The organism is Sporolactobacillus spathodeae (genome assembly GCF_016908935.1).
Taxonomy (GTDB): domain Bacteria; phylum Bacillota; class Bacilli; order Bacillales; family Sporolactobacillaceae; genus Sporolactobacillus; species Sporolactobacillus spathodeae.
On the sequence record NZ_JAFBEV010000007.1, the window covers coordinates 1 to 12772 of the forward strand.

The window sequence follows — 12772 nt, forward strand, 5'->3', positions numbered from 1 at the left end:
TGCCGCGGGCGCCGCGCGTCTCCTCAAACAAACTGGGATCTGCGGGGTCTCACTTGGCTCGCTGTTCCCGCAGGCGTCTCGCGCCTCCGCTCCATTTCTAGTCAAAAACCGTATACTTTCTTATTTTTTCAACACAAATAAAGAGGGCATCTCAAATCAAATCGAGACGCCCTCTTTTGAACTATTTTTTAAAATGGTATGGAACTGTTGCAATCACCACATCTGAATGGCGGGTCAGACTTGCTTTAATCAATACCCCCGACTGGTTATGCAACAGGCGCTGCCACCATTTCGCTGTATAAAATTGAGGAAAGACGACGGTAACGGTTGCTCCTCTTTGATCGGCTTTCCATTTTACGGTATCAATAAACCGATCAAGCGGACTAACAATACTGCGATAAAGCGAATGGAGGGTGACAAGACGAATGCCGGAATTCCATTCGTTCCATTCCCGTTCCATTTTCTCAATAGCTTCTGGACTATCGCCAACATAGACGGCAACCACATTACCAGAAAGCGATTTGGCGTAAATTAGCGACTGCTCAACAACTTTGGTGATTCCGGCAATCGGAACAACGATGATATTATCGGTTGAGTGAATTGCCTTAATTGGTTTGTGCAGATCAAGACGCAGCTGTTCAGCAACCAGCAGATAATGTTCATGAATTTTATGAAAACCAAGAACAACTATCGGGATGAACACAAGGACGGGCCAAATCTGCGTAAACTTAGTGACAAAAAAGATGATCAAGATCAAGTAGCAGATCAACGCACCGATAAAGTTGGTGATCAACTTAGAAACCCAGCCTTTCGGGCGCTGCTTAATCCATCGAAAAATCATTCCTGTCTGCGAAAGTGAAAAAGGGATAAACACACCCACTGCGTAAAGCGGAATCAACAGCTCGGTTTCCCCATGAAAAATAATAATCAGTACAATAGACAGGCTTCCTAAGGTAATAATTCCGTTTGAATAGCCAAGACGGTCGCCACGCACTTTAAACGGTCGCGGCATATACTTATCTCTTGCCAAGTTGAATGCAAGTAGCGGAAAGGCAGAATAACCCGTGTTTGCCGCTAGCACCAAAATCAGGGCAGTCGAGATCTGAATCAGATAATAGAGGATGGAACGTCCGAACAACGTGCCACCAAGCTGCGAGAGTATCGTCTGATCCGAGAGCGGACGCAGACCGAACCAATACGACAAATACACAATGCCGGAGAACAGGATGGCAAGAATTGCCCCCATCATTAACAGCGTCTTCGCTGCATTTTTCGGTGCGGGATCTTTAAAACTTGGGATTGCATTGGAAATCGCCTCAACACCAGTCAATGCGGAACATCCCGATGAAAACGCGCGTAGAAGCAAAAACAGACCGACACCCATAACCGGTGTACCGAGGCTAGCATGAGTATGAACCGGCGAGATTTGGCCGGTAACTGATTCAAAAATGCCTACGCCAATAACAATCACAATCATCAAGACGAAGAAATAGACCGGATAGGCCAGCAAAGTTGCCGAATCCGTCAGTCCACGCAAATTCAAGACTGTTATCACAATAACAATCGCTACTGCCACAAGCACACCGTGCTGATGAAGCGCTGGAAACGCTGATGTTATCGCGTCAGTCCCAGCTGAGACACTAACGGCCACGGTCAATATATAATCGACCAGGAGCGAACCGCCAGCGACCAACCCGAAATTGACACCGAGATTTTCCTTGGCGACCATATAGGCGCCGCCGCCTTGCGGATAAGCAAAGATAATCTGCCGATAGGAAAGTACCAACGCCACCAGAAGAACAAGTACAAAAAAGGCGATCGGCAAGCTGTACCAAAGTGCTAAACTGCCCGCTGTGATCAGCACAATTAATATCTGTTCTGGTCCGTATGCCACCGAAGATAATGCATCGGAAGATAAAACAGCCAGTGCTTTTAATTTATTTAATTTCTGACTATGCGCCTCATTGGACTTCAGCGGTCGCCCGATTAGGAGTCTTTTTATCGTACGCCACATAGACCGTTCACCTTCAATTTATTTAACCGTTTTAAATTATCCATTAGAAAACCCCTCTTTATCAAAATAAAAGGACGCAAGCAAAAGTCTTAGACCTCTACCTAAACGTCGTCCTTCTGTCTGCCCGCTACGGGCCCTTTGATTTCCACCTATTGCATAATGATTTTATGCTAAGTTTTTTACCGATGCAAGAACATTTTCACTACCTATGCGGCGAAATATCGAAGAATTTCCCAGGAAATTTGCAGTAAACGACAACATCTTTCTTCTATTATTCCACAAATAGTTAAAAATCAATAAAGTTTTTGTCAGTTTATCTTGTAATCGCGTGATTCGATTGATTCTCTTTTCGAGCTAGCGACAAAATAAAGACCGTGCCGATAATCAAAGCTGATCCAACCCAGTCAAAAAAAGTGAATGCGACATGCATCCAAATCACATTTACAGCAGCAGCTGACAGCGGTTCCGCACAGCCAAGCAGACTAGTCTCCATCGGCTTCAGGTACTTCAGGCTGGCGACATAGAGATAAAAAGCGACGAGTGTTCCGATTATGATGACAAACAGGATGGCCGCAAATGTGTTTAAGGAAATATGACCTGTATAAATCCAAGGTGGATAGAAAAAGCACATCACTGTGCCGCCAATCAACATGCCCCATCCAACCACCGGCGCTGCACCCCAGCGCTGAAGAAGACGGCTCGGCTGCGTCGAATAAACTGCGCCGCCAATTGCCGATAATAGCCCCCAGAATATAGCTGCTGGTGCAATCGATAATTGAGAGGGACGCCCTTGGGTCGCAATAAAGAAGACACCAACCAATGCCAGAACGATGCCAATCTGCTCAGTGCCCGCTGGCCATCGCCGTTTTTTAGCCGAAAAATAGATTAATATTAATACAGGATTTAAGTACTGCAGCAGTGTTGCAGTCGCCGCATTTCCTGCTGCTACTGCCTCAAAATATGTATACTGCGCACCAATCATACCTATCAATCCGAACACAAGCAATGAACGACGCGACGAACGAGACATCCATATTTTCCAAACAGATCCTGAGTCCCGCAATGACGTCAGAAGCAACAGCAGGACACCGGAGACAAGCATCCGAACAGAGGTTATCCAACCCGGATCAACGGATTGCGTGTTAAAAAGATGTTGTGCGACATTGCCTGAAATTCCCCAAAGGCATGCGCCGCTGAGCACCAATGCAACACCTGTTTCACGCGTGTGTGTTTTCTTCAGTGTCACTGTTTCTGTGTCATTCACCATGGCAATCGCCTTTCTTCATAATTAATTCAATCGTAAATGAGCATTTATCCGCCGTCAACACACATTCTATAAGATTTTCTTAAGTCTGATGCCCCTTCGTCCACCATCTTTTTATCCAAGTGAAAAATGTGATGTTTTCATTTAAAATATGTAGTTTCTAACGAATTGTTGGTTTTCTCCATTCAACGTGGTAAGTTTATGAGGAACCTGACATGAAGGACTCGTCCTTTGCCGTCACTATAGTCCTCTAATTTTATAAACTATAGTGTTTAAGAAATTTGTTCTGTTCATCCCTTACTTTTTCCGCTGGAAGGAGGATAACTATTGAAAACAGAAATTATCGCCCATCGCGGCAGTAAATCGAATCGTCCCGAAAATACGCTTGCTGCTTTCGAAGAAGCCAAACGCGTCGGAAGCGACGGCATTGAACTTGATGTGCATCTGTCAAAAGATCAGAAAGTTGTCGTTATTCATGACGATAAATTGAATCGGACAACAAACGGAAAAGGGCAGATTAAGAATTTTACATTGGAAGAATTGAAACAGCTCGATGCTGGTTCTTGGTTTTCTCCTAAGTATAAAGGAGAAGAAATTCCAACGCTTATTGAAGTTCTTCAACTACTTGCTGATTACAAGGGAATCCTTAATATTGAATTTAAGACGGATCGTAATATTTATCCAGGAATTGAAGCACGCGTCTTCCAACTCGTCCAAAATTACCGGCGTGATCTCCCGGTTGTCTATTCTTCCTTTAACCATGAATCACTGATCCGATTGAAAAAAATCAATCCAGAGGCGGATACAGCGTTGCTATTATGGGAACGTCTGGCTGATCCTTGGCGCTATACCGAACAAGTCGGTGCAACAGCGCAGCATCTTTGGGAAGCTTCCGCTTTTTCGGAAACCACCGAACAATTACACGCCCACAATATTAAAGTGCGTGCTTGGACAGTAAATAAGCCGAAAAATATGCACCTGGCATTTAATATGGGAATCGATGCATTGATTACCGATTATCCAGAAGTCGCCCTCGATCTTCGGCGCAGTTTTGAAAATCAACAGCAAACAAATCTTACTTAAACGATACCGAAGTTAAAACCATCCGCCCGTCAGCGGATGGTTTTTTTACTGTTGTTATCAGACGCTTCTCTAACCATAGGCAAACCCTGTCAACTGCGCTATATTATTAAGGAAACACTGCGGCCAGACGACAAAGAATAAATATGGGGTTTAGACAGCGTCCTGTAGGAAAAAATGAAAAGAGCAATTGTTTTACGGAACCTGAACCGCTTACGGATACGACTCGAGACCCTTCATTCTTAAGATAACTTGTCCGCCTGCAGAATAAACTTCTACATTAAAATAATTTGATTTGAGGGATTGATTCATGAACGGAAAACAAGCTGCCGGGATTCAGGCTGTCCAAGAAATTTCAGATGGTATGGTTGTTGGCCTCGGCACAGGCACCACCGTCTATTACTTTCTCGAAGCACTTGCTGAAAAAGTTAAACTGGGTTTGAAGCTGACTGGTGTGGCAACTTCGCAGCAAACTGTTGAATTGGCGCGAAAATGGGGAATTCCAATGAAACCATTGAATAGCGTCCAATCGATCGATCTGACCATTGACGGCGCCGACGAGGTGTCCCCCGATCTCGATGGGATTAAAGGCGGCGGTGGGGCCCTACTCTATGAAAAACTCGTTGCAGTTGCCTCAAAAAAAAGAATTTGGATTGTCGATGCGCGCAAGACGGTGAAACAACTTGGCGCCTTTCCCTTACCCGTTGAAGTGATTCCGTTTAGTTGGAAACAGATCAATCGAAAGCTGGAAAATAGAGGTCTGCATCCTGTTCTGCGCACACAAAAAGACGGATCGCCATTTCTGACGGACGCACGCCATTATATATTGGATCTTCATCTCAACACGATAGAAAATCCCTCGGCGCTTGCTAATGAACTGGATCATCTGCCTGGCCTAGTTGAGCATGGACTCTTTCTCGGAATGACCGATTCCGTCATCATTGGTTATCCAGACGGGCATATTGAGCGTCTCGAAAGACACTAAAGCCTAAATTTATTTATCTTTTGCTCTGTTAAATTTAAATATTACTTTTAATGACAAAAAGCAATGTGTGAGACGCCCGCAGCAAATGAACACATTGCATAGCAACAAAAAACTTTAACAGAGCCTATCTTTTAAATTTATTGTGGCAAATTATTGACAGTACATTACGTTGTAATTATAATGGTTACAGGAGATGAGGTTAGTGATAAATTCTCGGGTTGCTGTTGCCGTTCATATCCTGGTTCTTATCGCTTCAAAACCGCACGATGATCTTGCCTCCGAGTATATTGCGAGCAGTGTCAATACGAATCCTGTCGTGATTCGCCGCATTTTGGGCATGATGCGAAAAGCCGGGCTGATTCGCACGGTTGCTGGAAAAGCTGGCGCTGCATTGACTCGACCTGCTTCAGCAATAACTTTTCTCGACGTTTTTCAGGCGGTCGAGCCAGATAACTCGCTGTTTGCTGTCCATGAGAATCCTAATCCGCAATGCCCAGTTGGCAAAGGGATACTTGCCGTTTTGGAAGAAGCGTTCAGCAGTGCTCAGGCCGCCTTGGAGGCGAAGCTTTCGGCGCAAACAATTCAGGATACATTAGATCGTCTCTTTCCAGAGAGATGATTAATTATCCGCAACCATCCTGTAACAATTTTAGTTACATTAGCGAATGGAGGCCATTTAATGAACATCGTAGTAATCGGTGGCGCCGGCAAAGCTGGAACATCCATCTTGACTGAAGCTTCGACGCGTGGCCATCAGGTCACGGCTGTCATTCGACATCCCGAAAAGCTTCAGAAGGAAATACCCTTCATCCAGAAAGATCTCTTTGATCTACAAAAAGAAGATATCACAGGATTTGATGTGGTTGTGAATGCGATTTCCGCTCCGCGCGGAAACGAACAACTGCATGTGGAAGCCGGCCGCTTTCTGATTGATCTCTTATCAGGGATGCCTGAGAAACGTTTGCTTGTTGTCGGCGGTGCCGGCAGCTTGTATACCGATGAGACAAAAAAGCAGCAAGTGATGGATTCCAAGGGGTTTCCTGACTTTATCTATCCAACCGCATTGAATCAAGCAAAAAATCTGGCGGATTTGGAACAAACACGCGAGTTAAACTGGACGTTTGTCAGTCCTTCCGCTAACTTCGCAGTTGGCAGGCGCACGGGACATTATCATACCGGCAGCGACATTTTACTTGTCAATTCGCAGGGGCAGAGTTACGTTAGTTATGAAGATTACGCTGCAGCATTGCTCGATGAAATCGAGCAGCCAAAACACATTAATCAGCGCTTTACCGTTGTCTCCGAACTCGATTAAGAGCTCGAAGATAGCGATTAAATAAAAAAATAAGAATTAAGGGAGAGATTGAATCATGACAAATTGGACAATTGATACGGCACACTCAGAAACTTCTTTTTCGGTAAAACACATGGGACTTTCCAACGTACGGGGAAACTTTGAAACAACAACTGGCACCGCAGTTACCGATGCTGAAGGCAAGCTGACTGAAGTTACAGCAGTGATTGAAGTTGCAAGCATTGATACACGAAACGGCGACCGTGACGCCCATCTGAAAAGCGCTGATTTCTTCGACGCTGAAAAATTCCCGACAATCACCTTCAAATCAACTTCAGTAACGCCGAAAGACGATGAAGAATACAGCATCAAAGGCGATCTGACGATTAAAGGGACGACACGTCCAGTTGCTTTCGATGCAGAAGTCGCTGCACCGATCGACGATCCATACGGCCTGAAAAGAAGCGGTGCTTCCCTTTCACTGTCAATTGACCGCCGTGATTTCGGCTTAGCTTGGAGCCAGGCACTCGCAAACGGCAGCCTTGTTGTCGGCAATAAAATTAAAATCAACGTTGACGCTGAAATTACTGCTACTAAATAATCCTGATACGAAAAGAGCAAGACCCATGAATGCGATGGGTCTTGCTCTTTTTGTATTCAAACATTGAAAGTTCAGGAATCGTTTTGAACCGCTTCACTGCTGCTGCTTTTTTTACTGCTTATTCAATCGCTCTTCTTCCGCAAAACAACGTTTCAGCCACAATTCCTCAAATTATTGATGCGACACAATTCGTTCCGCGAGATCATTAATGAAAATAACCTGCTCCTTGCGGCACCAATTCAGATAGCTGTCATAGAGTGCTTCATCAACCGAATCGTCATCCCAGTACACGGGAATCAGTGAAATGCCCGCTTGATCATAGAGATAGGCTCGTGTATGCCCATCCGTGAAATAGACTTCACCACCTGATTTTTTAACAGGAAGCGGTGGATTATTGCGCACATTGAGCGGATTGAATGAAGCTTTCACTCGCTCAATTTTTGATGCGTCCAAATAAAGTTGACTCGGCCTGATTTGGTAGAGATCAAGAAAAAATTTAACCACGTTCGGGTCCCTCTTTCTTCTTCGGTTGTATGGCAAGTATAAAAATGAAAAAAGCACCGGTGTCGCAAAGTAGAATCAAAACAGCCATCGGCAGATACGTGCCACTACCTAAAACACCGACAAATGGCGACAAGACAGCACCAATTAAATTCATGCCCATGCCAAGAATCGCTGAAGCGCTCCCCGCTACACGGCCTTGACTCTGCATCGCCATTGAAAATGCCGTCGTATTCACCAATCCAACCATTGAGACGATCAGGAAGAGCGGCAAGAGCACCGCCAGCAATATGGCCGAGTGAAGAAACAGGCTGGAGAATAAGCCTATACTACCGATGAAGGCGATCGTCACGCCGACACCCAAAATCTTTTCCCCATCTATTTTCCCGGCCAGAAAACCGGCAAGCTGCGACATCAGCACAATACCCGTTCCGTTTATCGCAAAGAAAACACTGAATAGCTGTGGCGAGATATGAAAAATATCTTGCAGAACAAAGGATGAGCCGGAGATATAGCAGAACATTGCCCCCATAATGAGTCCCTGAACAAACGCATAGCTGATGAATACTTTATCGCGAAGGATCGTGCCTATCGCCGATAAAGACGAGGTGAGACCACTGGCAATTCGCCGGTTTCTCGGCAATGTCTCGCGAACGAAAAGCAGCGCACCAAGGAAAAGACAGGCGCCAATGATCATCAAAACGATAAAAACGCCGCGCCAATTCGTAAATCGTAAAATAAGGCCGCCAAAAATCGGTGCCAGAATCGGGAAGATACCGTTGATCGCCATTAGCATCGAGAAAAACTTGGTGAGCGCAGGACCAGAATACAGATCTCTGGCAATCGCACGCGATAGAACAAGTCCTGCCGCACCAGCCAGCCCCTGAATGAAGCGCAACGGAATCAACCAGGCAATCGATGTCGCAAAGGCACAAAGCAAAGAAGCCGCTGTAAAAAGAATCAAGCCGGCAAGCAGCGGCACGCGGCGTCCGTGCGCGTCACTATATGGTCCCAGTACGATCTGGCCAAGAGCAAGGCCTATCAGACAGGCTGTGATACTGAGCTGAGCGAACGATGTTGTAGTCTGCAGATTTCGGGTTAGCTCCGGAAGTGAGGGTAGGTACATATCCATCGAAAGTGGACCGAATGCACTAAGCGCGCCCAATATAATAGTAAATAAAATATTTTTCTTATTCCTTGTTATCAGTAGATCATTTAATTCCGTTGATTTTTCTTGTTTTTGAATAGTTGCGCTCACAATTTTCCGCTGGCTCCATTTACGTGCAAAGTTTTTATACATTCAAGTGTAAATAAAACACTTGCTTCAACTATTTATAATAACAGAAAAAAAAACCGGACATATGAAATCATGCCCGGTTTGCAAAAAAGCTTTATATAAAATAGGGGGTCAACAAATGAATCATGCATTCTGGAAAGGCTGATCAATCGGCCTGTTCCAGCTTCAATTCGGCGAGCTTCAGCTGTTTTTCAATCTGATGCGGTGCCGTTCCGCCTTCACTTTCACGCGCTCGCATGACTTGTTCCGGTTGCAGTGCGTCAAAAATATCCTGTTCAAACAAATCACTGAACCGTTTGAAGTCGTCAAGCGATAATTCCAGCAGATATTGATGTTTTTCAATGGCGTAGAGCACCATCTGTCCAGTCACAGCATGTGCCTCACGGAAAGGCATGCCTTTGCGTGCCAGATAATCAGCAATATCTGTGGCATTGGAATAATCTTTTTCAACCGCATGGCGCATCCGATCTTTTTTGACGGTCATCGTCTCCAAAATCGGTGCAAGCAGCTGTAAAGCGCCTTCAAGCGTCTTGACTGTATCGAAAATACCTTCTTTATCTTCCTGCATATCCTTATTGTAGGCAAGCGGAAGTCCTTTCAATACCGTAAGTAGGCCGATGAGATGACCGAATACCCGACCGGTTTTGCCGCGTAAAAGTTCGGAGACATCCGGGTTCTTTTTCTGCGGCATAATGCTTGATCCCGTGCAGAATGCGTCATCCAATTCAATGAATTGAAACTCCTGGCTGCTCCACAAGACCATTTCCTCGGATAAGCGGGAGAGGTGCACCATAATCAGTGAACAAGCGGCAAGTGCTTCAACGACGAAATCACGATCGCTGACCGCATCCATGCTGTTCGGATAAATATCGTCGAAGTCAAGTAATTCAGCAACCCGGCGCCGATTAATCGGGAATGTCGTCCCCGCGAGTGCCCCGGCACCGAGCGGCAGAAGATTCGTCCGCTTAAAGCTGTCACGCAATCGTCCCTTATCACGCTCAAACATCCAGAAATAAGCGAGCAAATGATGGGCGAAGGAAACCGGCTGTGCACGCTGTAAATGTGTGTAGCCGGGCAAAATCGTGTCAACATTCGCTTTTGCTTGCTGTAGAAGTGCATACTGCACATCTTCAAGCAAATCGATCAGTCCGTTTGTTTTGCGGCGAAGATACAGATGCATATCGGTTGCCACCTGATCATTACGGCTCCGCCCGGTGTGTAGCTTGCCACCGACAGGACCGATTTCTTGGATCAGCAAGCTCTCGATATTCATGTGAATATCTTCCTGATCAACGGCGAAAGTGACCTCACCTTTTTTTACCCGTTCCAGAATCGCTTCAAGACCGCCTTTAATTTGCTGCGCTTCTTCAGGCGTCACAATACCGCATTCGCCAAGCATCTGCACATGAGCGAGACTACCTTCGATATCTTCCTGTGCCAGTTCCTTATCGAATGTGATTGAAGCGGTATAGGCATCAACCAGCTTATTAGTTGATTTCGTAAACCGGCCGCCCCATAGTTTCGCCATGGTTGTCCCCCGTTTCGCTGTCATCCTTATGCACTTCTGCATTGACCTTTGTCGGCAGTCCCCACAATTTGATGAAGCCGACAGCGGCATTGTGATCGAATGCATCGCCTTTCGAATATGTGGCTAATTTTTCATTATAAAGGCTCTTGTCTGCCGCACGTCCGACAACAAAGTCTGTACCTTTAAACAACTTGATGCGAACCTTGCCAGTCACGACCTGCTGCGTTTGATCAACAAAAGCGGTCAAGGCTTCACGGAGCGGGGAATACCAAAGTCCATCATAAATAACCTGAGCAATTTCTTTATCAATCAGTGGTTTGAACTTAGAAACTTCTTTTGTCAGGGTAATTGTTTCAAGTGCTTGATGCGCCTTAATCAGAATCAATGCTGCTGGATTTTCATACACTTCACGTGACTTGATACCGACTAGACGGTTTTCAACGTGATCGATACGTCCGACGCCATGCAATCCGCCAATTGTATTCAATTCTTTAATGATTGAAACAAATGGCATCTCTTTACCGTTCAAAGATACAGGAACACCTTTTTTGAACCCGATTTCGATATATTCGGGTGTGTCCGGTGTTTTTTCAATCGGATTGGTCCATTCAAAAGCAGCTTCCGGTGCTTCATTCCACGGATTTTCAAGCACACCCGCTTCACAGGCCCGTCCCCAAATATTCGCGTCGATTGAGAATGGATTATCCAAATCAACTGGAATCGGAATACCGTTCTCTTCTGCATATTTAATTTCTTCATCGCGTGTCATGCCCCATTCACGAACAGGAGCAACGACTTCTAAAGAAGGATCAAGTGCCTGAATCGACACTTCAAAACGCACCTGATCGTTTCCTTTGCCAGTACAGCCGTGTGCGACAGCAACCGCGCCTTCCTTGTGCGCCACGTCGACGAGAAGTTTGGCAATCAACGGGCGCGACAAACCGGAAGAAATCGGATAGACGCCTTCATACAAAACGTTAGCCTTCAATGCTGACGCAAGATAGCCTTCTGCAAGCAGGTCCTCAGCATTAACAATATACGATTTAATCGCGCCAACGTCTAACGCTTTTTGTTTGACCTTATCAAGGTCCTTCCCTTCACCAACGTTGATGCTCAGCGCAATCACGTCGTAATTATACTTGTCCTGAAGCCATTTAATGCAAACCGATGTGTCCAGACCACCGGAATACGCGAGTACGATTTTTTCTTTAGCCATTTGAGTGATCCTCCCTGAATTGAATTTATCTATCAGTCTTTCTCCAGTAAACATTTTAAGATTGCTTTATGGGCATGCAGCCGGTTCTCCGCTTCATCAAAAACAATCGAGTGAGATCCATCGATGATTTCAGAAGCGACTTCCTCGCCGCGATGCGCTGGCAAACAATGCATGAACAAGTAATCCGGTTTCGCAAGTTTCACCAACTGTTCATTGACCTGATAGTCCTTGAAGGCGGCAAGCCGTTTTTCAGCTTCGCCTTCTTCGCCCATGCTCATCCATGTGTCGGTAATCACGATATCGCAGCCTTCTACCGCTTCCTCCGGTGAAGATGTGAAGCCGACCGTACAACCGTTTCTCGCTGCACGCTTAACTGCCGCTTCGAGAATTTCACCATCTGGTTCATAGCCGTTCGGGCTGGAGACGATCAAATCCATCCCGGTAGCCGCAGCCCCTTCAAGTAGGGAATGCGCCATATTATTGTAGCCATCACCGATAAAGCAGGCCTTGAGGCCACGCAGGTTTCCTTTATGTTCCTGAATTGTCAGCAAGTCGGCGATCACCTGTGTCGGATGATGCGCGTCAGTCAGGCCGTTAATGACCGGAACGGTGGCATTGGCCGCCAACTCCTCGACTTTATCATGACCAAATGTGCGAATCATGATCCCATCAACAAATCGTGAAAGCACCTGAGCCGTATCGGCTATCGTTTCCCCGCGGCCAAGCTGCATGTCACGACTGCTCAGATAAAGCGCGGAACCGCCGAGTTGATACATACCGACTTCGAAGGCTACACGGGTCCGCGTCGAAGACTTTTCAAAAATCATGGCGAGCGTCTGACCGGCAAGATCATGATGAACGATGCCTGCTTTCTGTTTTTTCTTCAAATCAGCTGCTGTATCGAGAAGCAGTTGAATTTCCTCCTCCGAACATTCAGCGATGGTCAGGAAATCCCGGCCTTTGAGATTGACTGCTGCGTTTGACTGACTCAT

At 45.9% G+C, this 12772-nt stretch carries 12 protein-coding genes; 5 read left to right on the top strand and 7 right to left on the bottom strand.

What is annotated here, in order from left to right; all coding sequences use genetic code 11:
- Positions 1-181 precede the first annotated feature (181 nt).
- Entirely contained in the window at positions 182-2014 is a 1833-nt protein-coding gene (locus tag JOC27_RS05065) for an APC family permease (RefSeq protein WP_205005932.1), read from the bottom strand.
- 313 nt (positions 2015-2327) lie between these two features.
- Positions 2328-3281 (bottom strand): EamA family transporter, encoded by a 954-nt coding sequence (locus tag JOC27_RS05070; protein ID WP_205005933.1) that lies wholly within the window; start codon positions 3279-3281, stop codon positions 2328-2330.
- Between the two features lie 324 nt (positions 3282-3605).
- On the opposite strand from JOC27_RS05070, the gene JOC27_RS05075 reads away from it, so the two are divergent.
- The 5 genes from JOC27_RS05075 (at position 3606) to JOC27_RS05095 (ending at position 7238) form a co-directional block, all read left to right on the top strand.
- The gene (locus JOC27_RS05075) at positions 3606-4361 is read left to right on the top strand and encodes a glycerophosphodiester phosphodiesterase (RefSeq protein WP_205005934.1); all 756 of its coding nucleotides are present in this window, start codon (positions 3606-3608) and stop codon (positions 4359-4361) included.
- Positions 4362-4668: 307 nt separating this feature from the next.
- On the top strand, positions 4669-5343 hold the full coding sequence (gene rpiA / locus JOC27_RS05080; protein ID WP_205005935.1) for a ribose-5-phosphate isomerase RpiA: 675 nt from the start codon (positions 4669-4671) through the stop codon (positions 5341-5343).
- A gap of 202 nt (positions 5344-5545) precedes the next feature.
- Positions 5546-5962, top strand: coding sequence for an Rrf2 family transcriptional regulator (locus JOC27_RS05085; RefSeq protein WP_205005936.1), 417 nt, complete (start codon positions 5546-5548; stop codon positions 5960-5962).
- Between the two features lie 60 nt (positions 5963-6022).
- Complete coding sequence (locus JOC27_RS05090) at positions 6023-6658, top strand: NAD(P)-dependent oxidoreductase (RefSeq protein WP_205005937.1); 636 nt, start codon at positions 6023-6025, stop codon at positions 6656-6658.
- Between the two features lie 55 nt (positions 6659-6713).
- On the top strand, positions 6714-7238 hold the full coding sequence (locus JOC27_RS05095; protein WP_205005938.1) for a YceI family protein: 525 nt from the start codon (positions 6714-6716) through the stop codon (positions 7236-7238).
- Positions 7239-7409: 171 nt separating this feature from the next.
- Here JOC27_RS05095 and JOC27_RS05100 read toward each other — a convergent pair whose 3' ends face one another.
- The 5 genes from JOC27_RS05100 to argF form a co-directional block, all read right to left on the bottom strand.
- Positions 7410-7742, bottom strand: a complete 333-nt coding sequence (locus JOC27_RS05100; protein ID WP_205005939.1) for a hypothetical protein — start codon at positions 7740-7742, stop codon at positions 7410-7412.
- The gene (locus JOC27_RS05105) at positions 7735-8946 is read right to left on the bottom strand and encodes a multidrug effflux MFS transporter (protein WP_239529851.1); all 1212 of its coding nucleotides are present in this window, start codon (positions 8944-8946) and stop codon (positions 7735-7737) included. The genes JOC27_RS05100 and JOC27_RS05105 overlap by 8 nt, the downstream gene beginning before the upstream one ends.
- Positions 8947-9181: 235 nt before the next feature.
- Positions 9182-10564, bottom strand: a complete 1383-nt coding sequence (argH, locus tag JOC27_RS05110) for an argininosuccinate lyase (protein ID WP_205006035.1) — start codon at positions 10562-10564, stop codon at positions 9182-9184.
- Entirely contained in the window at positions 10524-11780 is a 1257-nt protein-coding gene (locus tag JOC27_RS05115) for an argininosuccinate synthase (protein ID WP_205005941.1), read from the bottom strand. Before JOC27_RS05115 ends, argH begins: the two co-directional genes overlap by 41 nt.
- A gap of 32 nt (positions 11781-11812) precedes the next feature.
- Entirely contained in the window at positions 11813-12772 is a 960-nt protein-coding gene (gene argF, locus JOC27_RS05120) for an ornithine carbamoyltransferase (protein ID WP_205005942.1), read from the bottom strand.